The 19,577-nt window shown below is 61.1% G+C and carries 21 protein-coding genes; 14 read left to right on the forward strand and 7 right to left on the reverse strand.

Annotated elements, in window-relative coordinates; all coding sequences use genetic code 11:
* Position 1: 1 nt before the first annotated feature.
* The 6 genes from NV382_RS09045 to NV382_RS09070 all read left to right on the forward strand — a co-directional run bounded on the left by NV382_RS09045 (position 2) and on the right by NV382_RS09070 (position 4,205).
* Complete coding sequence (locus NV382_RS09045; protein ID WP_260600162.1) at positions 2-814, forward strand: SDR family NAD(P)-dependent oxidoreductase; 813 nt, start codon at positions 2-4, stop codon at positions 812-814.
* A 68-nt stretch (positions 815-882) separates the two neighbouring features.
* On the forward strand, positions 883-1,854 hold the full coding sequence (locus tag NV382_RS09050; protein WP_260600367.1) for a zinc-binding dehydrogenase: 972 nt from the start codon (positions 883-885) through the stop codon (positions 1,852-1,854).
* An 81-nt stretch (positions 1,855-1,935) separates the two neighbouring features.
* Positions 1,936-2,571 carry an NADPH-dependent F420 reductase gene (locus tag NV382_RS09055; RefSeq protein ID WP_260600163.1) on the forward strand — a complete coding sequence of 212 codons (636 nt, stop codon included), beginning with the start codon at positions 1,936-1,938 and terminating at the stop codon, positions 2,569-2,571.
* 66 nt (positions 2,572-2,637) lie between these two features.
* Positions 2,638-3,012, forward strand: a complete 375-nt coding sequence (locus NV382_RS09060; protein ID WP_260600164.1) for a DUF427 domain-containing protein — start codon at positions 2,638-2,640, stop codon at positions 3,010-3,012.
* A gap of 129 nt (positions 3,013-3,141) precedes the next feature.
* A complete protein-coding gene (locus tag NV382_RS09065) occupies positions 3,142-3,525 on the forward strand; it encodes a hypothetical protein (RefSeq protein ID WP_260600165.1) in 384 nt (127 codons plus the stop codon).
* The gene (locus tag NV382_RS09070; RefSeq protein WP_260600166.1) at positions 3,522-4,205 is read left to right on the forward strand and encodes a glutathione S-transferase family protein; all 684 of its coding nucleotides are present in this window, start codon (positions 3,522-3,524) and stop codon (positions 4,203-4,205) included. The genes NV382_RS09065 and NV382_RS09070 overlap by 4 nt, the downstream gene beginning before the upstream one ends.
* A gap of 141 nt (positions 4,206-4,346) precedes the next feature.
* Here the strand turns inward: NV382_RS09070 and NV382_RS09075 are convergent, their stop codons facing one another.
* From NV382_RS09075 to NV382_RS09090, 4 genes are read right to left on the reverse strand one after another with little or no spacing between them, the layout of a single operon-like run.
* Complete coding sequence (locus NV382_RS09075) at positions 4,347-5,012, reverse strand: zinc-dependent alcohol dehydrogenase family protein (protein ID WP_260600167.1); 666 nt, start codon at positions 5,010-5,012, stop codon at positions 4,347-4,349.
* Positions 5,013-5,048: 36 nt separating this feature from the next.
* A complete protein-coding gene (locus NV382_RS09080) occupies positions 5,049-5,480 on the reverse strand; it encodes an alcohol dehydrogenase catalytic domain-containing protein (RefSeq protein ID WP_260600168.1) in 432 nt (143 codons plus the stop codon).
* A 57-nt stretch (positions 5,481-5,537) separates the two neighbouring features.
* On the reverse strand, positions 5,538-5,996 hold the full coding sequence (locus NV382_RS09085; RefSeq protein WP_260600169.1) for an ester cyclase: 459 nt from the start codon (positions 5,994-5,996) through the stop codon (positions 5,538-5,540).
* Positions 5,997-6,047: 51 nt separating this feature from the next.
* Positions 6,048-7,244 carry an MFS transporter gene (locus NV382_RS09090; RefSeq protein ID WP_260600170.1) on the reverse strand — a complete coding sequence of 399 codons (1,197 nt, stop codon included), beginning with the start codon at positions 7,242-7,244 and terminating at the stop codon, positions 6,048-6,050.
* Positions 7,245-7,339: 95 nt separating this feature from the next.
* Between NV382_RS09090 and NV382_RS09095 the strand changes: the two genes are divergently transcribed.
* The 5 genes from NV382_RS09095 (at position 7,340) to NV382_RS09115 (ending at position 13,037) form a co-directional block, all read left to right on the forward strand.
* Entirely contained in the window at positions 7,340-8,263 is a 924-nt protein-coding gene (locus tag NV382_RS09095; protein ID WP_260600171.1) for a LysR family transcriptional regulator, read from the forward strand.
* Between the two features lie 1,200 nt (positions 8,264-9,463).
* On the forward strand, positions 9,464-9,985 hold the full coding sequence (locus NV382_RS09100; RefSeq protein WP_260600172.1) for a DUF3489 domain-containing protein: 522 nt from the start codon (positions 9,464-9,466) through the stop codon (positions 9,983-9,985).
* A gap of 20 nt (positions 9,986-10,005) precedes the next feature.
* Positions 10,006-10,398, forward strand: a complete 393-nt coding sequence (locus NV382_RS09105) for a DUF2924 domain-containing protein (protein ID WP_260600173.1) — start codon at positions 10,006-10,008, stop codon at positions 10,396-10,398.
* Entirely contained in the window at positions 10,395-12,059 is a 1,665-nt protein-coding gene (locus NV382_RS09110) for a recombinase family protein (protein WP_260600174.1), read from the forward strand. Before NV382_RS09105 ends, NV382_RS09110 begins: the two co-directional genes overlap by 4 nt.
* Positions 12,060-12,632: 573 nt before the next feature.
* Complete coding sequence (locus tag NV382_RS09115; protein ID WP_260600175.1) at positions 12,633-13,037, forward strand: ImmA/IrrE family metallo-endopeptidase; 405 nt, start codon at positions 12,633-12,635, stop codon at positions 13,035-13,037.
* Between the two features lie 461 nt (positions 13,038-13,498).
* Here the strand turns inward: NV382_RS09115 and NV382_RS09120 are convergent, their stop codons facing one another.
* Positions 13,499-14,725: a M48 family metallopeptidase gene (locus NV382_RS09120; RefSeq protein WP_260600176.1), complete on the reverse strand. Its 1,227-nt coding sequence runs from the start codon at positions 14,723-14,725 to the stop codon at positions 13,499-13,501.
* Between the two features lie 720 nt (positions 14,726-15,445).
* On the opposite strand from NV382_RS09120, the gene NV382_RS09125 reads away from it, so the two are divergent.
* Both NV382_RS09125 and NV382_RS09130 read left to right on the forward strand, forming a co-directional pair.
* Positions 15,446-16,381 carry a hypothetical protein gene (locus tag NV382_RS09125; RefSeq protein WP_260600177.1) on the forward strand — a complete coding sequence of 312 codons (936 nt, stop codon included), beginning with the start codon at positions 15,446-15,448 and terminating at the stop codon, positions 16,379-16,381.
* A 279-nt stretch (positions 16,382-16,660) separates the two neighbouring features.
* Positions 16,661-17,044 (forward strand): DoxX family protein, encoded by a 384-nt coding sequence (locus NV382_RS09130; protein WP_260600178.1) that lies wholly within the window; start codon positions 16,661-16,663, stop codon positions 17,042-17,044.
* A 334-nt stretch (positions 17,045-17,378) separates the two neighbouring features.
* On the opposite strand, the gene NV382_RS09135 is transcribed toward NV382_RS09130, so the two are convergent.
* Complete coding sequence (locus NV382_RS09135; RefSeq protein ID WP_260600179.1) at positions 17,379-18,086, reverse strand: PEPxxWA-CTERM sorting domain-containing protein; 708 nt, start codon at positions 18,084-18,086, stop codon at positions 17,379-17,381.
* 586 nt (positions 18,087-18,672) lie between these two features.
* On the opposite strand from NV382_RS09135, the gene NV382_RS09140 reads away from it, so the two are divergent.
* Complete coding sequence (locus tag NV382_RS09140; RefSeq protein ID WP_260600180.1) at positions 18,673-18,891, forward strand: hypothetical protein; 219 nt, start codon at positions 18,673-18,675, stop codon at positions 18,889-18,891.
* Positions 18,892-19,046: 155 nt separating this feature from the next.
* On the opposite strand, the gene NV382_RS09145 is transcribed toward NV382_RS09140, so the two are convergent.
* Positions 19,047-19,571 (reverse strand): DUF937 domain-containing protein, encoded by a 525-nt coding sequence (locus NV382_RS09145; protein ID WP_260600181.1) that lies wholly within the window; start codon positions 19,569-19,571, stop codon positions 19,047-19,049.
* Positions 19,572-19,577 lie beyond the last annotated feature (6 nt).

Genomic DNA, 19,577 nt, shown 5'->3' on the forward strand with positions numbered 1-19,577 from the left:
CATGAAGATCGACTTGAGCGGCCGCACGGCCATTGTAACAGGTTCCACCGCCGGCATCGGCCGGGGAGCTGCGGAAGGGCTGGCGCAGGCGGGCGCTTCGGTGATCATCAATGGCCGCACCCAGACGCGGGTTGATGAAGCGCTGCAACAGATGCGCGCTGCGTTTCCGCAAACTACAATTTCCGGCATCGCTGCCGATCTGGCGACCGCGGAAGGGGCAAACGCCTTCATCGCGCAAGCGCCGGACGCCGACATCCTCGTAAACAACGTGGGCACCGCGTACCTGCGGGAATATAATGGTATCGACGACATCGCAGCCATCCCTGACGAGGACTGGCTTGGGCTGTTCCAGCTCAACGTGATGAGCGGCGTGCGCCTGTCGCGCCACTATCTGCCGCGCATGGTCGGCAAAAGCTGGGGACGCGTCGTCTTCGTCAGCAGCGAGTCCGGGGTCAACATTCCCAAGGAGATGCTGGATTACGGCATGACCAAGACTGCGCAGCTCGCCGTCTCGCGCGGCTTGGCCGAAGCGGTCGCGGGCACGGGTGTCACGGTCAACGCGGTGCTTCCGGGGCCGACCCGATCCGAGATCATGGGTAACTATATGGTCCAGCAGGCAGCGGACAACGGCATGACGGTCGGGGAGGCCGAGCAAGGCTTCCTGCAGGCGCTCCGCCCGACGAGCCTGATCCAGCGTTTCGCCACCGTCGAGGAAGTCGGCAACATGATCGTCTACGCCTGTTCCGAACAGGCCTCCGCGACCAGCGGCGCCGCCCTGCGCGTGGATGGCGGCGTGGTGCGGTTCGTCGCCTGAACTCCAGCATCGAGAGCGATCTGCGCCCAACGTTCGCGTAGCAACTCCAGGATTTGAAGGTGGTCGAAATGACATTGGTGGTTGCTCAATACGGACAGGGTGGCCCGGAAGTGATGCGGGCCGAGGAGCGCGACGTTGCGGCGCCAGCCGCCACGCAGGTCGAAATCGAGCAGAAGGCGATCGGGTTCAACTATTTCGATGTCCTGCAGCGCCGCGGCTCGATGTCCGATGACGAGCCGGGCCGCGTGATGGGGATCGAAGGCGCCGGGGTGGTGACGGCGATCGGCGCGGATGTCACCGACTTTGCGGTCGGCGGTCCCGTCGGATATCTCCGATCGCAGGGAGCCTATGCGGCCACGCGCCTGATGGAAGCGGACCTGCTGTTCCCGTTGCCGAAGGGCATCAGCTTCGAGGCCGCTGCCGCGCTGACCGTTAAGGGCTTCACGGCCTGGCTCTGCTCGGTTCAGCTCTTCGAGGTTCAGCCCGGCCAGACCGTGCTTGTCACCACCGCTGCCGGCGGCGTCGGGTCGTTGACGGCACGGCTCGCTGCTTATCGCGGCGGGCTCGTGATCGGCGCGGTGGGTAGCGAAGCGAAACGCGCTCTTGCGCACGAGAGCGGCGCAGGCGACGTCGCCGTCGGGCTGGACGAAGCGATCGAACTGGTCGCGCGGCTCACCGACGGAAACGGGGTCGATGTCGTGTTCGACGGGATCGGCGCGGATACCGCCAACCGCCTGCTCGACGCTGGGACCGTGCGCTCGGGAGGGACGATCATCTCGTCCGGAGCGTCCGGGGGCTGGCCCAGGGCCGACCCTGACGCGATCGCGCGGCGCGGCGCCACCGTCGTTGTACCGCAGGTCCCGAATTACATCAAAACGGCGGCCGAGCTTCGCGCTGGCATGGCGGAAGTGTTCGCCCTCTATCTCAGCGGCGCCTTCGGCGAGATCTCACCCGCACGATACCCGCTGCGCGAGGCAGCGACGCTCCACGCCCAGGTCGAGAGCCGCGCCGCCTCGGGCATCTCGGTGCTGGTGCCGTGAGCGGCCCTCGACCGGCTGCGACCTTCGACAGGAGTCTTTGAGGCGCCTCCAATCCCCAAGCGTGACAAGACAGGACGAACGATGAAGATCGGAATCGTGGGAAGTGGCCAGATCGGTGGACAGATCGGAAAGCTCTGGTCGCAGGCGGGGCACGAGGTGCTGTTCTCGTCGCGCCATCCGGAGAACCTGGGCGATCTGGTCGAGCAAGCAGGCGGCGCTGCACGGGCGGGCACGCCGGAAGAGGCGATCGCCTTTGGCGACGTCGTCCTGCTGTCGATCCCGTTCGTTGCCCTGCCGGACTTCGGGCGCAGCATGACCGAAGCGCTCGGTCGCAAGGTCGTCCTTGAAACTGCGAACCCGTATCCGGATCGGGACGGCCCGATGGCGCAGGAGGTGCGGCAATCGGGCCGCGGAACCGGGCCTTATCTGCGCGAGTGGTTTCCGGGCGTGCGGATCGTGCGCGCCTTCAACAGCGTGTGGGATCGCACGCTGGCAACGGAGGCGCATCGGACCGCGCCCCGCGTCGGCATCCCGCTCGCTTCGGACCACGGCGGAGCGCTGGAGATTGCCGCCACGCTCGTGACCGACGCGGGCTTCGATCCGGTGATCGTCGGGTCGCTCGATCGCTCGCGCGAGTTCGATTTCGGTGCGCCCGTCTACGACACCGGCATGTCCGGGCCTGATCTGCGCAAGGCCCTTGACCTGCCCGCAGCGTAAGGCCTCTGCCAAACCGCGGTTCCTGATGACTCGAACGCTATGACTTCCCTGACGAAAGGATCTTCGATGACCGACCGCAAGATACTGATCCCGAATGCCAGTCACCCGATCGAGATCGAGGACTGTTCGTCGACGGTCATCGTCAGCAAGGGCCCGCTTGAAATTGCCCGGACGAGCAGAGCGCTGACGCTTTCGGAGGCGTCCTACCCGCCGGTTCGCTATATTCCGCGCGGTGACGTCGACATGTCGCAGCTGGAGCGCTCCACACACACGACCTATTGCCCGTACAAGGGCGACGCCAACTATTACAGCATCCCGGCGCTCGGCGAGGCAGGCGTGAACAGCGTGTGGACTTATGAAGCGCCGTTTAAGGCCGTGGGCGAGATCGCGAACCACCTCGCTTTCTATCCGGACCGGGTGTCGATCGAGCTTGCCGATTAGGAACGGCGTGTCTTCGTCGGGCCGGTTGACACTGCGGGGCGCTGAATGACGCGCAGGTCAAAGGTCGGTGCCGGCCCGAACATCCTGCGCCGGTTCACGCCGTATCGATGGTGGTCGCGGCGCACGTGGTTGCGTGCGGCGGTCATCAACGCCTTCATCGCCGGGATCATGATGATCGACCATTCCGCACTTGGGCAAGGCGCCCATGGCGCGCTGCTGCGCCAGGCTGCCCAGATTGCCTTGATGCACGCGATGGGCACGATCGCCTGCGCGACCTTCATGAACATGGGCGCTTCCTCCGCAGCGCGGGTGCCGCTGTTGTTTGTGCTCGGAACGGTCTTCTACAGCGTCCCGGTCTATCTCTCCTGGCCGCCCGGAGAGAGCCTCGACATCGTCCGTTTCGTCGGAGCCGTCTGCCTGGCACTTGGCCGGGTGACCCTGCTGCTGTCGACGTCGCAAGTCGATCGCGGCGCTGCTGGCCCGACGATCGCGAACCAAGGAACGGCGCAATGAGCAAGCCCGATATCCTGCTGTACACAGCGCCCACGCCAAACGGGTGGAAGGCATCGGTGATGCTGGAGGAGCTCGGCGTTTCCTACGAGGTGTCGCCGATGAACCTGGCGGGCAAGGAGCAGAAGGAGCAAGCGTACCTCAAGATCAATCCCAACGGGCGCATTCCGGCGATCGTGGACCGTTCGAACGGCGACTTCGCGGTGTTCGAAAGCGGCGCGATACTGATCTATCTTGCGCGCAAATACGGCAGGTTTCTCCCGTCGGACCCGAACGGGGAGTCGCGTGTCCTCCAATGGTTGATGTTCCAGATGTCGGGTGTGGGGCCAATGATGGGACAGGCCAACGTGTTCTACCGCTACATGCCCGAAAAGATCCCGATCGCGATCGAGCGCTACCAGAATGAATGCCGTCGGCTTTTCGAGGTGCTCGACCGGCAATTGCAGGGGCGGGACTTTCTCTGCGACGAGTTCAGCATCGCCGATATCGCACACTGGTGCTGGATCCGCATCCATGAGTGGGGCGGCATCGACGTGAGCGGGCTGGACAATCTCCTGACATGGGAGGCACGGATGGCGGCTCGTCCGGGGTGTATCCGCGGCGTCGACGTGCCCGAACCATCGGATTTCCTCGCTTCGGCCAGCAAGCATATCGAGACCGCAAGAAACCTGTTGCAGCGGTAAGCCGGACTGCCCGCAACGACTGATCCGGTCAGGTTCTGATTGATGCGCGTCTCCGGTGCAAAGCGGTCAAGCTGGCATCGTGACCGTTTGCATACGGGATGCGAGCGGTAGCCGAGGCGGCCAGACCTGCGCCGATTTGGGTCAATCAGCGACCGTGACGACGATCTTCCCGAACTGCTGCGCAGATTCGAGATAACGGTGTGCCTCGACCATCTGGTCAAAGCCGAAGACTGAGTCGATGACGGGCTTTATCTTCCCGGCCTCGAGAGCGTTCCCAATATGGGCGACCGCGGCGTCCATCCGAAGGGGATCCGCCAGCAGGTCGGCGACGATCCATCCCCGTATTGTCGCCATCTGCCCAAGATGCTCCAGCACGGGAATCGTCATGGTGTTGCCGCCGAGCGCCCCGTACAGATAGATGGTGCCCTTCCACGGCATCACCTTCAGAAGCCTGGGCAGGAGAGAACCCCCGACCGGATCGAAGGCAACACTCGCGCCACGCCCGTCGGTGATCCGCATCACCTCCGCCACCATATCGTCTTCGTCGTAGGCGACGACGTGAGCTGCACCCGCCTCGAGGAGCTTCTGCCGCTTGGCGTTGGTGCGGGTCAGCGCGATCGGGATGGCTCCAACAAGATTGGCGAGCTGGATGGCCGCGAGGCCGGTGCTGCTGGACGCGGCGGAGATCAGCACGTGCTCGCCGACCTGGATCGACGCCTCTTCAATCAGAGGACCATAGGCGGTGAGGAACATGGTCCAAAGCGATGCCGCCTCTTCGAAGGACAAGGTGGGCAGCTTGGCGATCACCGCACGCGCCGGCGCGGTCGCGATCTCACCGTAGATTCAGTAGTCTCCGAGCGGGAAGCCGGGCACAATGTTGACGTCATTACCTGCAGAGACATGCGTGACGTTCTGGCCAACGGCAATGACGGTTCCCGCCGCCTCGCTTCCGAGCACTGCAGGGAGGGTCGGCGCCTTGATGTACTCGTTGCGACGAAACATGGCTTCGGCCCGGTTCAGGCCGATCGCGCGTATGCGGATCAGCACTTCGTCTGGGCCTGGCTTTCCTGCTTCCGCCTCTACGAACGTCAGCACCTCGGGTTCGCCGAACTCGAAGAACTCTATATGACAGGGCAAAATCTCGTCTCCTCTCGGTAAGCTCTGAGCAGCGCCGCAGAACGTCGCAATACGGCCATTCGAACGCGAGGCTTCCGCTGCGTGCGGGCGATTGTCGCTGATGGCCACTGGAACGACGATCAGGGCCTGTTTGGGCACCCTTTGGCTCTGATACGATCGACAGCGGTTGCGCTGCCGATCGGGCGCGCACGGTGATCAGCCCGCGATCAGCGCCGGCGGCGTGGCTCGGCGCGGCATCTCCATGCCCTGTTCGTGAAGATAGATGGCAAGGTCGAGCGACTGGTCGGCGACGGTGAAATGCGTCACCAGTCCGTCCTTCAACTGAAGGATGAAGCTCTCGATCGACGTGCCGCTCTGACCGGTCGGCTCGAGGCCGAAGAACGCACCCCGGTCATGCTTCCAGTGCAGGTTGATCGTCACCAGCCCTCGGTCGCCTGCCAGATAGTGATCGATCAGATCAACACGGAGATCGAAAGCCACGTGGAAGGCCTTGATCCAGCTCTGGAGCGCCTCGCGGCCCGCAATGTCGCGACCGGCCGGGCTGTTGGTCATGACGTCGGGATGAACAATGGCGTTCCAACGCTTGGTCTGGTTGAGCTTGAACCCTTCGTAGATTTCCATCGTCAGGCCGGCTTGGACTTCTGGCGTCGTCATGATGATTATCCTTCTTACGTTAAGATGAGAATTTTTCGGCCGCGGTCAGGCCTAGGCCGCCTTGCGGAGAGGTTTGGCCGCCGAGATCAGGATCGCGCCGAAAAGCGCGGCAACACCTGCCACGGCGAAAGTGGTGACGGGGCCGAGGCGGTCGACTAGAATGCCGCCAAAGATCGCTCCCAAGGAGACGGCGATCATGAAGACACTTAGGTGGACTGCTCCGGCGCTCTCCGCATCGTCAGGCGCGGCCTGCGTCAGGTAAGTCTGAATGCTGACCGGATAGGCACCGAACGAGAGTCCCCAGAGGACGACAGCTGCCGAGGCGACCAGATGCGACGTGCCTGCAACGACTGCGGCCGCCATCGCGCCGGCGATGCCGATTGCCGCAGCGGCGATGGCGACGCGAGCGCTCCGCTGTGAGACGACGCCGCCCAGGATATTGCCGAAGAAGCCGGCAATACCGAACCCCAACAGAAGCAGGGAGAGAGATGGCGCGTCAAGCCTCGAAATGTCCTCAAGGAAGGGCCGAACGTAGGTGAAGGCTGCATAGTGGCCGCTGGCGATACAGAAGGTCGCGAAAAGCGAGATCCTGATCGCGGGCCGTCGCAGCGCAGCGCCGAGCGTGGACAGGCTTGTGCTGCCCATCGAAGGCAGCGACGGCACCGTTGCCATCTGAACGACAGGCGCCACTACGCCCACAATTGCAGTCAGGTGGAAGGCGAGGCGCCACCCGAGCGTCGAACTGATCCAGGCCCCGAGCGGAGCCGCGCAGACGGTTGCCACGGAGACGCCCGTCATGATGACGGCCATGGCGCGCGCCTCCGATCCGGGAGGAGACAGCCGGATGACGAGCGCCACGGACATCGCCCAGAAGCCGCCGAGCCCAACGCCGAGCAGTACGCGCGAAACGATGAGTGCGGTGAGATCGGAAGCCAGTCCGGCCAGCACGCTCGACACGATCAGGCATAGCGTCAGCGCAAGGAGGGTCGTACGTCGGTCGAAGCGGCTCGTGCCGATGACGACAGTTGGGCCTGCGATCGCTGCTACGAAGGCCGTTGCCGTGACCGACTGCCCGGCCATGCCGACGCTGGTTCCCAGATCTCGCGCCATCGGCGTAAGCAGGCTTGGCGGCAGGAACTCGGAAGTTACGAATCCGAACACGCCCAGCGACAATGACATGATCGCAGGCCATGCGATTGAGAGACGAGTCGTCGTCGGTATGTCGGTATCACTGGACGGCAGGCTCATGAATATCGCTCCAAAGCGACATCCAAATACGCGCTCCGAGGTATTTCCTGTAGCGGTCTACCAAGCTATTCAGTGTTGCCATGGTAGCAACACCGATGATCGCGGACCTGACGCTTCTCCAGCTTCGATGTTTCTCGGCGATCGTCGATCGAGGGTCGTTCGCGGCAGCCGGTCGTCAGCTCGGCATTTCGACGTCGGCGGTGTCCAAGACGATTTCACGGCTGGAGAAGGTTGGATCGATCCGCTTGCTTAACCGGTCAACGCACGCGCTCTCGCTGACGCCGGAGGGTGAGCGCCTGCTGCCCTCGGTGCGCGAAGCGCTCGACCGGATCGACAGCGTCGAAGCGGCAATGCAGGATGTCGCGACAAGAGGGGCCGGTGGCAAGGTTCGCATCAGCGCGCCGATAGCATTCCTAAGCGCCTGCCTCATTCCACTGGCAGCCCGCTTCCGGACCGAGCATCCCGAAATAGTGCTCGAGTTCCGCGCCAGCGACGCAATGGACGATCTGGCGGACGAGGGGATTGACCTCGCGCTGCGTGCCGGGCCGATCAGCGGGATCCCTGGTCATCTACGCCAGAGCTGGTTTACGTTCCCTTGGGTGACATGCGCATCGCCCGACTACCTGGCGGCGCGAGGGACGCCGATGACGTTGGACGATCTGACTCATCACGATCTCATCGCCTTCCGCAATCAGGGTACCGGCCTGATCGAAACGTGGCGCTACCGCATGCCGACCGCCTCTGGCGAGACGGCGATCCGAAGGGATCCGACGCCGATGCTGATCGTCAACGAGGGCAATGCGATCCGTGCAGCCGGCATTGCGGGCATGGGCATTATCTGGACGCCCAAGTGGAACGCGATCGAGGCCATCGAGGCCGGCCGCCTCCAGCCCATCCTTACGGATCTAATCGCTCACACGATGGACATCACCATACTCCGACGGGCACAGGAACACACTCCCCAGCGGATCGCCCTGGCGATCGCCTTCCTGCAGAGAAACGCTCAGCTTTTCAGCTGAGGGCAGCCCAAAGGTTGACCGGTCTTCAAAGAAGAACTCAAGCCGGGCTTTGGCTGGAAGACCGACTGCGAGACGCGCACGACGACCTGCCAGCGGGTATCACGGTCCACGACGGGGACCGTAAGCACCTCTCCCGCGGAGGCATCTCAGTGCGCTGCGTCGCAAACGGCCGATCGCCAAGCGCTCCCATCGTCAGCCGGTCTCGTCGATCTGAGTGAAGGCGTCGACGCCAGCTACCTCCCCGCGAGCTGCGGGCCATTGCGGCCCGACGACCCAGCGGCCGGCGCCGGTCACAGCTGGCAGGTTGCTAGAGGAAGGCCCGCCCCGCTGTTGTGGTCTGGGCGGACTTCGTCGTGATTGCGGCGTAGATCTACACGATCAATGGCGAAAATCCCGCTGAGGGTTGGAAGGGTCCGTCGCGGAGTGGCCTAATTGCGGATAGTCAGAACAAATTGCTTGAGCCTCTCTTACAGCTTGGGATTTCCAATGCCTTTGTTTCGGATCCCACGAACTTTCGGGGCAGATACGTTCGCCTGTCGAACGAGATCGGGAGATAGCACGGCGCGAGCTTCTTCGCCTCGCTGCAATCCACGACACGACTAAGACCCGAAAGCGACAATCGCCCAAGGCCGATGCCGCATTACAGATTCACAGACTTGTTCATTTTGCTCGGCCTCAAACTTCGCCATCCCTCAATCTGGCTTTTCAATGGTTCAGACGTGACAGCTTGAATGACACTCTCAAGAAAAGGCTTCATTCTCCAGTATCCGGCCTTGCTTTGGTGATTCAAAAACCCGGCCTGCGATGCTTCTGCTTCCAAACGCGCTGGGTTTCTGAGATCATTGGTTGAGTTTATATCATCAGAGAATTTATCATTGATAAGTCCCATTCTGACCGCACGGTCAACTTTATCTTTGAATTAAATGCTATTACGCTGAGTTTTTGCAGCCTTGTAGCGACCAACGTCCCGGTCTGCTCGTTTTCTATACTTCTGTACGGCCTAAGTTCATGCCGCGAGTAAGGATGCCGATCGCATCTTATGCCAGCACAAACCATTCGACTTGTGCTGCAAGCAGAGCAATGTCGGCGTACTGGATGGCAGCCCGCACGGAACCGCCCCGCCCCGCCGATGAAGGTCCGCGGGGCTGATGATGGTGGGAGCAGCAAGGTGCTGCTCGCCTTTGAACAAGGACCACCCCCATGACCAAACTGACCGATCTCGACGCCATCCTTTTGTCCGGCGCCGCCAAGCGTGACACGGGCAGCCTGCTGCCGGTCCCCGAAAGTGTGAGCGGCGCCGGGACACGCCTGACCAAGGCGATTACCGGGCTGATCAAGCACGGCCTGGCGGAAGAACGTGAGACCCGCGACAAGACGGCGGCACGCCGCACCGAAGCTGATGTGGCATACGGCGTGTTCATCACTGACGCCGGCAATGCCGCGATCGGCATCGGCGGCGACAATGGAAACGACGGCGAAGGTGAAGGTAACGTCGCTCCCTCCGCCCAGCCGGACGTGCCGCGGGTGACCAAGGCCAGTTCCGTGCTGGCGCTGCTCCAGCGCGAAGAAGGTGCAACGCTTGCCGACATGATCGCCGCCACGGGGTGGCTACCGCACACTACCCGCGCAGCGCTGACCGGCCTGCGCAAGAAAGGGCACACACTCGAGAAGTCCAAACGCGGTGACCAGACCTGCTACCGCATCGCGGCGGTGGCTGCGTAATGGCAGGTCTGGAGGACAAGATGCTTGCGCTGACGACGATGTCGTCGGCGCAACTGCGTGATGCGTGGCGCGCGATGAAGGTATCGCCAGTGCCGCTGATCAGCCCGAGCATGTTGCGGCTGGCGCTGGGGTACGAGCTGCAGGCGCAAGCGCTGGGTGGCCTCTCGCGTGTCAGTCAGCAGCGGCTCGCCCAGCTCGGGAGCGCAAAGACGGTTACCCAGGCAGCACGTCCCGGCACCCGGCTGATCCGTGAGTGGAACGGCACCGCGCACATCGTGACGATCGGCGATGACGGAGCGATCCGCTGGAACGATCGCGAGTGGCGCTCGCTATCGGAGGTCGCCCGCGAGATCACCGGCACGCGCTGGTCGGGTCCAGCCTTCTTCGGCCTCAAGAAGAGGCTGGCGGCATGAACCGCGTGCGCTGTGCGATCTATACCCGCAAGTCGAGCGAGGAAGGTCTGGAGCAGGCGTTCAACTCGCTCGATGCGCAACGCGAGGCCTGTGCCGCCTATGTGCTGTCACAAGCCAGCGAAGGCTGGAGTGCGCTGCCGGAGGTCTATGATGATGGGGGTCTATCGGGCGGGTCGCTGGAGCGCCCTGCCCTGCAGCGGCTGCTGGCGGACATTGCCGCTGGCCGTGTCGACATAATCGTCGTCTATAAGGTCGATCGCCTGACCCGCTCGCTGCTCGACTTTGCCAAGCTCGTCGAGGTGTTCGACAAGGCAGGCGTATCGTTCGTCTCAATCACCCAGTCGTTCAACACCACCACCAGCATGGGACGCCTGACGCTCAACATGCTGCTCTCGTTCGCACAGTTCGAGCGCGAGGTCACCGCCGAGCGCATCCGCGACAAGATCGCCGCCTCCAAGGCCAAGGGCATGTGGATGGGCGGCGTCCCGCCACTTGGCTACCGGCCTGACGGACGCACACTGGAGATCGTCGAGCCTCATGCCAACATCGTGCGCGACATCTACCGACGCTACCTGGATCTCGGCAACGTCCGTCTGGTAGTTGACCAGCTCACTGCCGAGCGGATCCACACGCCTGTCCGACGCATGGCCAACGGTCGCGACTTTGGTGGCTGTGCGTTCAGCCGCGGGCAGATCTACGCCATCCTCAAGAACCCGATCTATGTGGGGGACATCCCGCACCGTGACCAGCGCCATAAGGGATTGCACAAGGCCATCATCGGTCAGGATGTATGGGACGCGACACAGACTATGCTCGCCGGCCATGTGCCGGGTTTGCGACGGGCTGTGAACACGGCGAGCGGCAGCCTGCTTGCCGGGTTGATCGTCGACGATGCTGGCGAGAAGCTGATCGCGGCGCATGCCTGCAAGGGCAAGGTGCGCTATCGTTATTACGTCAGCCACTCAACGCACCACGGGGTCAGCAACAGCAAGGCGCTACGTATCCCGGCACGCGAGATCGAGACCGCAACCGTCGAAGCTCTGGCGGCCGCGTTCGATGATCCGATCGCGCTGTTGGCACGCGCGTCGATCCCGCTCGTATCGGCGGACGTTACACGCATCTTCAGCGCCGCAGGTATCGCTGCTGCGGCAATACGGTGCCGGGATCCTGAGATGCTGCGCGCGCTTGTCGCCAAGGTCATCGTGCATCCCACCATGCTGCAGATCGAGCTTGTGACCGCGGCAATGGCAGAACACCTGTCGGTTGCAACGAGCGCCGAAGCCGACGCGAACCTGCTGCTCACCTGCCCGACACGGCTGACGCGGACAGGCCACCGGCTCCGGATCGTGCAGAACGATGGTCGCGCGATCGCACCGGCGCCACCTGATGCCTCGATGGTCAAGCTTCTGGTCAAAGCGCAGCGCTGGTGGGCGCAGCTTCAACGCGGCGAGATCACCGTACAGGAACTGGCACAAGCCGACGGGGTCGTGAAATCCTACGTCACACGCGTCGTGCGGCTGGCGTTTCTGGCACCCTCGATCATCGACGATGTATTAGCTGGTCGGCAGCCCGCCACGCTCGATGCCAAGCGGCTGGCGTTCACCGCTGATCTACCCACCTGCTGGACCGAGCAGCTGCGGCATTTCGCCATCGACCCATAGCCGCGTCCTGGATCGAAATAGCGCTGCTGCTTTTCGACGACCAACCAACCGCCGTTTCGGCCTATGAGACGAAGTTCAGGCCTCCCAATGCGCGTCACGAAACCTACGACTGGTTCATCTCGGCCGAACGACAGCTTTCCGACACCTGCTGACTCGGTGGTGCGGTGTTGTGTTTGCAGTCTGACGGCTTTCGGGTTCATAAAGCTCAAGCTCAAAGCAGACATTCACCTGCGAGGCGGGAGATCGACAATGGGTGCAAGACGCGTCTGGTCAGTATTGATGTGTTTGGGTCTATTCGCCGCTTCTCCCGCCTCTCAAGCTCAGCGCGCCGACGATCCGGTCGAGAAAGGTGGGGCTGCCATAAGAGATCGGTTTGTCGCCGCAGTCCGGAAGTGCGGCATCGAGCCGAGCTTCATCCCCGGCGTGATTGTGAAAACCGACCCAACTATGGTCTCGTATATGTTCGCGGACCGGTCGGTTCACCTTCCCCGATGGTCCGAGTTGCCGCCACCGTTGCAGGGTATGATGGGGGCGTGAGCGGCTCAGGGTACTATGGGACTGAGCCCACAAGCCATGTTTGAAGAGGTTTTCGACAACTTTCTCGTCGCACATGAACTCGGACACTATCTGGAGCATATGTCCGGACGGATGCAGAAGCTTGATCGTACCGACAGCGAAACGGAAGCCAACCAGATTGCCTTGGCGTTCTGGTCGTTGGATCGGCGTGATGCCGATAAGCTACCCCGGCGGTTCGAAAATTTGACGCGCTTCCTCTACGCTCTCCCCAACCCGGTGCCTAATGGCAAAGAACCTCGTGCTTACCTGGAAAAGAATTACTCAGCTGTGGCCGCCAACGGCGCTGCTTACAGCTGGTACCAGGGAACGTTCTTGCGCACGGCGTGGGAAAAGCAAAATAGCCGAACGTTCTGTCAGTGGGTGCATTTGAACCCGCCCCAATCGATGTCCCACATCAAATAGCCGGGCACTGGCAGAGCTAATGCACCGCTGATTTCCTATTTGGTTGGAGCAGCAAGTTTACCGTCTTCGCTATCATATTGTTTAGCGGCAGACCTGCTTATGTTCTCGCTGTCACTCCGAGCGGGATCGAGATTTAGGCCGGTCTCCGTCCAAACGGACCAGATTCTGGTAAGTCTGACGGTACCTCGGCGATCCCTTATTCACCTTCCTGGGAAAGCCGTTCCTTCAAGACGATCGGCGCAGCACTCGTCAATCGCCTGAGTTCGTGCTTTCGGGTAGAATTGCCAGTTCGGAACCAGTTCCATAACAAGCGGGGCCTACTGCGTTGGAAGCCAGCCATGGTTCATCTCGTCGGAACAGATGTCTTTCGAACAGCCCTTCCTCCCGGCGGACTAGCAACGCTTGTGGGACAGGAACATTTAGCTGTTAAGCATCCCCACGCCAATTGAACTTAGATCAATTCACGAGGTGAGTATTCTCGGCTTTACCATCTCCGCGTTCAAGATATGATCCTTCTTCCACTGCATGGCGCGGCGAATGCGCGTCTCGCCCGAAGGGTGATCGAATAACAGAAATTCCTCAATTGGCCCCGGCTCCAGCTTACGATACTCCGAGAGGCGAATTGCAATCATCGCGAAAGCATCAGGCTGGCGTGCCGTGTCGAGACCAAACGCGTCGGCCTCGGCCTCGGCCGTGCGTACTATGCTACTTTGCAGTGGCGTAGCGAGTGTAATTACGAGGGTTGCGATCAATAGCAGCGCCGGAGTCGCCGCGACGTCGGAGACACCGGCTACACGCCAGCGCGGGTTTCGCGCGATAAGGAATGGCGTGGCTTTCGCCACGACAAAAAACATAGCGAGGAACAGCACTGCGAAGAAGGCCGAATTGCGCCAGACATGCCCCAGCACATAATGCCCCATCTCGTGGCCCATAACCGCTGCAACCTCGTCCGGGCTGGTGCGAGTGAGGAGATTATCTGCCAACGTAATCTGTACGGTCGGACCAAGCCCAGAAACGTTGGCCGAAATGCGTTTTGTCTGCCGTGAAAGGTCAGCGACGTAGATATGCTTTGCGGGGATGTTATGGGTCCGCGCCATCGCGACGATCCGTTCCCGCAGCGGTCCCTCCGGTAGTTCGCTCATTTTGAAAAACAACGGCGCAATCAGCACAGGCAAAGCTGCCGTTGTGATCATCAGGAACACCCACGCCAATCCCGCACCCCAGATCCACCAGAAGCGAGGCGCCCGTCGAATTACGGCGAAGATCGCAGCGAGCACCAGCGGCGTGACCACCAACGCAATAGCCAGTGCTTTGGCCTGATCGATGATCCAGAGGCCGAACGCTTGGCTCATGAGATCGTACTGCGCTTCGCGAATGAACCCTGTGTAAATCGTCCACGGAAGCATCAGCGCCGTAGAAGTTAACGTGAATCCCAGGGCATACAGCATTGTCGCAAGCGCCTTGCGCTTAGTTCTGGCTTCAGCCCACCTGCGCATCCATGCTGACAAACCGCTCGCCAGCATTGCCCAATAGATGAGTACACCGACGACCGCGCTCCACAAGATTAGCCAGTTTTGTCCTTCGAAGTAGTTGTCCGACTTTACCCTAGCTGGTCCGTGTAGCAGCCCAAGATAGGCGCGCGTCGCCTGCTCGACGTCGAAACTTTGCGCCATTGCGGCGGCAGGCATTAAAGCTGCGCCAAGCGTCAGCCAAGCTGCTATACCTCTGCGCATCGCCCCCCCCCAAGATCAACATCACGATACCTGCTGCGCCGATTATATCCTGTAAACTGCCACCTGAAAAGGCTACCCATTTTCATAGACCTAGCAACGGTCGCTCTGCAGGAAGCTTGGCAATTCTGATTAGGCTGAAATAGGCATCGAAGACGAATGACTGCTTTCAGCGTAGGATGGGCTCCGACGCTGCCTGCGCTTTCTTCGATGAGATAAGGAAGGTCATGACGCGCGAAGTACACGCTGAACGACGCATTCGCGGCGTGTGATTGTGCGTTCGCTAGAGCCTAGTTCCCATCGTTGCGTTGGCACAACGCGTACATCCCGCCGCCTCCGCTGCTACCATACGTGCCAGCGCCTACTAAGATGTTCGATTTCAATCCATCTTTCCTCCTGCCACTGACATCGACGTGCCGACAAGCGAGCATGACCCAGATCCCGCGCTCGGGACTAATTCCCGTTTCCCCAATTCCGTTGCCCCTTCTTGTCGAAGTTAAACCAACCCGACGGCGTCGGCCAATTCGGCGAAGCCAGTGCTGCCTCAAGGCGTACGGTACCATGTGCCGAGCCGCGTCAGACCATTTTACGCCACGTCCTGATCCAGCTTCACAATTAGGTCCGCGCGCGCTATGATTATGATGAATTTTTTCGCCGGGGGGCATAATGAATAGGCATTTGTTTCGGGCAGCGGCATTCGCCGTCGTCCTTTCTTGTTCTTTGGCGCCGGCTGAAGCGCAGTTCGGTGGATTGAAGTTGGGAGACCTGGCGAAGCGCGCCGGAATATCCTTGCCCAACCTGCGCAAAGAACCGATTTCCACCAGCCTACCTGATGCACGTTGGGGTGACCCGAGCCAAGATCGCTTCGTCCCGCCCCTGCCGCGGCGCGAACTGACGCAGCTGCAGCGAACGGCGAATGGCGGGTTCGTCCTTCAGGCTGGCTACTACCGCTTTAACGACCAAAGCTATTGTTTGCACGCCGGCACCCATGGTCCAGGAGGTGGCGACGGTTACCTCTACGCCCCCCCGATTGGTGGAGCAAAAGACGCCGTGATCACTATCGTCCGGAACTCGGTACAGCATCCGGAGATCGACCAGCATGCCATCCAAGCGCTGCTCTGGGCGATCCTGTCGCGCGCCAAGATCGAAGATTTGTCGAACGAGCAGCAGATGGCGGCATCGCAGCTGCTGACGCCGCGCCAGCTCGCCGGTCTGAATCGAAATGTGCTTGACGTTCTGTCGAGCGGCCCAATCTCACAAAACCTCCCCCGCGAGGTCCGGTCAGTCATGCAGGCTGAGGCGGACCTGCGCCGCATGCTTACAACGCCAGGAACCAGCTTCGCCGAGCTGGAACGGGTAGCGGTCCTTGCTGGCATGGCACCGGCTGGACCGGGCAGCATCCGGGTACCGAACGGGCGGTGGAGCCTTCATCCCGACGGTTACTGGATCCGTTACCTCCCCAACAGCTACTCGAACACGGTTGTTGAGATTTGGGCGCCCGTAGGATCGCCCGGCATCGGAAAGGAGTATGACCCGGCAACCCACATCGCCGTACCTGGTAACACCTCGCGTCAACGGCTGATCCAGTCAGGACGCTCTTACGCCATGAACTGATTGGATACTCAAACACGATGATGGCGGTAAGACCGTTGCCATCAACCTAGCGACAACGGTGACCGCGTCGACCCATTATACGACACTCAGCCCCCCCCTGCCCGCACCTCAAAACTCGACGTTCGTTCACCTATCAATTTTGCTATAGTTGGAGGAAGGCGAACGGCAGCTTTCGAGCAATGATCGGGAATAGCGAATTTAATTGTAGCGCAGGCAAGCGGCTAGCGTCGTTTAATAGTCTCCCTCATACTATAATCGATCGCAGCGAGGAGATTGAAGATGATCAAGAGAACGATCCAGCATCGCGCCGGTCTCCTAATGAGCACAATAGTGGCCTTCATCTTGATTGCAGATGGGCTGATCGGGTTGTTGCAGCCGAATGTATTCGCGTCTGACATGGCATCAGATGGCTGGGGTTCGGAGACACTACTTCCCGTTGCCATGCTCGCCCTCATCAGTGGTGTGCTCTACGCGGTTCCGCGCACAGCAGTGTTAGGCGCTATCCTCATCACAGGTTTTATCGGCGGCGCGCTGGCCGCGCATCTGCGCGTTACACAGGCGGTGATCGTGCCCGAAATCATCAACGTGGCGCTGGGCGTTGGCGCCTGGGGAGGACTGTGGTTGCGTGACCCCCGCCTGCGCGCGCTGCTTCCACTACGCTAATCAAATCGTACTGAATGCAGCTGATCCAATGTCCGGCGTTGGGAAGCTAACAAAGCGGTTTTTACGTCTGCTATTGGCGCGTCGCTGCGGATCAGCCCGTCAGTAGTAACGTCCGGTTTGTGTTGAGGGGGTGGACCCACACTCAAACATCCGCGGAAAGTTTTCGGCTGCCAACTCCAGATGCTTATTCATCATCGTCACTGCAGCTTTGTGGCAGCTGCAGTCGATCATCTGAACGACACTGGAAGGGAGAATAACTGTAAGTCCATCCTGTCACGGCAAGAAACCGCTGGCCGTTTGACCAGCGGCTCTCCGGTTGCCTGACCGTCGCGTCTTATGCGAGGTGGAGGCGGGTACTGACCTTGCGCTTGCGGCGCAGCGCAGTGCCGGCAAGCCCAAAGCCCACGATCATCATACCCCAGGTCGCCGGCTCCGGCACCGCCGCGATAGTCGCTGAAAAAGTAAGGTCTTGGGAGCCGTTTACCACTTGTGCAAACGTCAGCTCGTCCAGGTTGGCCCCTCGAGCGCTGCCAATAATCGCTCTGCCGAGGCTTGGGTTTGTATTCGAAACAGCGCACGTGCTGCTGGTGAATGGATTGCAGGAGGCGACGTTCGCCTGACCCGTGCCGATCGAATAGTACGTGCTTAGAAACGCAACGTAGTTTTGCCCCCCCGTCAGCGTGACGCCGGTGGGATTGAAGTCCAGAACCCCCGACGTGCCTGCAACGGCTGCGCTGCGCCAAATTTCCGCACCTGGCGTAAACGTCGAAGCTAGTGGCCCGTTCAAAGCATAGACGATGGCTTGAACCGAGGTCAGCGTCGAGCCGTCGAGTAAACCAAACTGGAGGTTGGTCAGGCTACCTGTGTTTGGAGCGGCAAAGCTCTCGCCGATAAAGACCGTTTGGCAGGCGCCGCCCTGATATGGCCAGCCACAGAGAGGACCGACGTTGGAACCGCCGTTTGGGTTGCTGACCGTGCCTGCATGAGCCGAGCTGGCGCCGAAAGCTATTGCTGCAGCAGCTGCGAGAAAAACCATCTTCATCAAAGCCATCCCTGTTAAAACATTGTGACGAAGGTTCCTCTCGGAAACCATACGGCTTCCGAGCTCACCGGCAGTTGATGCGGTGGCGAGCACGGACGTCGACCCTGCCACCGTTGCATTCGGTGATGACGCTTTAATGAAAATTTAAGGAAAGTTTTTCTGCGACTACGAATGTAGGAAGATCTTTCCGGCGTCGCTGATTCAGCGGCAAGAAGGACGTTGCCGATATTAGCAAAGTGGGTTTTCGCGAGCTTATAGGTTTCAGGACACCACTGGCAACAGTCGCCGTTGCGCCTGTGACGGTTGCTCCACCTAGAAAGGGCCGTTCGGCACGCCTAGACTGGCTCCGGGAACCGGACGTTGGTATATGTGGCCAGTGCTCAATATGCCTCGCGGCACGGAATGGGCATTATCTTGGCTCCTACAATGAATTGCGCGAATAAGCCATCGGGCCGACGCGTTGTCCACGCGATCACAAGAAGCGCACGATGACAGAAACGTTCAAGCCGAACACCAAAATGGCCGCCAACGCTGAGAAGGACTGAAGCTGCGCAAGGCGTTCGGGCGCGGCGGTACAGACGTCGGCGTGAACCGGGCGCAGCGGCTCGCGGATCGGAAGGAGCTCTCGGCGGACGACGTTAAGTCGATGCACAGCTACTTCGCTCGTCACGAGATCGACAAACAGGGCAAGTCGCACGAGCGGGGCTCGGACACGGACCCCTCCGCCGGCTACGTCGCGTGGCTGCTCTGGGGAGGCGACAAGGGCAAGGTCTGGGCCGACTGCCACGCCGAGAGACTCAAGTGATCTCGGCGCCAGGCTTAGATCGATATCGTCCCAGACAGCCTGCGCAACTGACCTGAATGCAATGGACGGGGCGGCACACTGTGCCGCTTCGTCCCATTCCCCCCACATTTGGCCATGCGAATGCCTGGCGGGAACGCACCCTGAAAGCGGGCGCCCTATCGCCGCGCGCCCAGGATCGAACCGAGAATATCCCCGAGACCGCCGCCGAGGCCGCCACCAGGCGCCGCGCCCGTAGCTCCAGCACCACCAAGGCCGCCAAGCACGGAGCTAAGGACCCCGCCAAGGCCGCCCTGCTGTCCGCCGGTGCGTCCCGTCAGATGACCAGCTACCAGCATCACCAAGATCGGCAGCATCTGCTTCAGTAGCTCGGGGGTAAGCCCGCTTCCTTGCGCGGCGTGGTTAGCGACCTCCCGGCTAACGTCCTTGGAACCGAAGATACCCCCGAGAAGCTGATTGCCTCGATCGATTTGCGTTGGCTCGGTGCCCAGTACGTTGGCAGCGAGGTCTGCGCCGCCAAGTGCATTTACGTGGGCATCCAACTGCGCTGTGTTGTCTCCCATGCCGCCCAGAACCGAAGGCAGCAATGCTTCGGCGCCACGCTGGGCTTGCTCGCGCGGTATTCCGAGCTGAGTAGCAAGTGCTTCAATGCCGCCATCTGGCAGTAGCTCGTTGAGGTTCATACTGGT

Source organism: Sphingomonas endolithica (genome assembly GCF_025231525.1).
Taxonomy (GTDB): domain Bacteria; phylum Pseudomonadota; class Alphaproteobacteria; order Sphingomonadales; family Sphingomonadaceae; genus Sphingomonas; species Sphingomonas endolithica.

What these genes read in the sequence shown, in the direction of transcription:
- NV382_RS09105 (WP_260600173.1), top strand. Translation starts at nt 10,006, where the DNA reads ATGCTTGCGCTGACGACGATGTCGTCGGCGCAACTGCGTGATGCGTGG.
- NV382_RS09085 (WP_260600169.1), bottom strand. Translation starts at nt 5,996, where the DNA reads ATGACGACGCCAGAAGTCCAAGCCGGCCTGACGATGGAAATCTACGAA.
- NV382_RS09095 (WP_260600171.1), top strand. Translation starts at nt 7,340, where the DNA reads ATGATCGCGGACCTGACGCTTCTCCAGCTTCGATGTTTCTCGGCGATC.
- NV382_RS09060 (WP_260600164.1), top strand. Translation starts at nt 2,638, where the DNA reads ATGACCGACCGCAAGATACTGATCCCGAATGCCAGTCACCCGATCGAG.
- NV382_RS09115 (WP_260600175.1), top strand. Translation starts at nt 12,633, where the DNA reads ATGTTTGAAGAGGTTTTCGACAACTTTCTCGTCGCACATGAACTCGGA.
- NV382_RS09135 (WP_260600179.1), bottom strand. Translation starts at nt 18,086, where the DNA reads ATGAAGATGGTTTTTCTCGCAGCTGCTGCAGCAATAGCTTTCGGCGCC.
- NV382_RS09090 (WP_260600170.1), bottom strand. Translation starts at nt 7,244, where the DNA reads ATGAGCCTGCCGTCCAGTGATACCGACATACCGACGACGACTCGTCTC.
- NV382_RS09145 (WP_260600181.1), bottom strand. Translation starts at nt 19,571, where the DNA reads ATGAACCTCAACGAGCTACTGCCAGATGGCGGCATTGAAGCACTTGCT.
- NV382_RS09050 (WP_260600367.1), top strand. Translation starts at nt 883, where the DNA reads ATGACATTGGTGGTTGCTCAATACGGACAGGGTGGCCCGGAAGTGATG.
- NV382_RS09070 (WP_260600166.1), top strand. Translation starts at nt 3,522, where the DNA reads ATGAGCAAGCCCGATATCCTGCTGTACACAGCGCCCACGCCAAACGGG.
- NV382_RS09110 (WP_260600174.1), top strand. Translation starts at nt 10,395, where the DNA reads ATGAACCGCGTGCGCTGTGCGATCTATACCCGCAAGTCGAGCGAGGAA.
- NV382_RS09130 (WP_260600178.1), top strand. Translation starts at nt 16,661, where the DNA reads ATGATCAAGAGAACGATCCAGCATCGCGCCGGTCTCCTAATGAGCACA.
- NV382_RS09045 (WP_260600162.1), top strand. Translation starts at nt 2, where the DNA reads ATGAAGATCGACTTGAGCGGCCGCACGGCCATTGTAACAGGTTCCACC.
- NV382_RS09100 (WP_260600172.1), top strand. Translation starts at nt 9,464, where the DNA reads ATGACCAAACTGACCGATCTCGACGCCATCCTTTTGTCCGGCGCCGCC.
- NV382_RS09055 (WP_260600163.1), top strand. Translation starts at nt 1,936, where the DNA reads ATGAAGATCGGAATCGTGGGAAGTGGCCAGATCGGTGGACAGATCGGA.
- NV382_RS09120 (WP_260600176.1), bottom strand. Translation starts at nt 14,725, where the DNA reads ATGCCTGCCGCCGCAATGGCGCAAAGTTTCGACGTCGAGCAGGCGACG.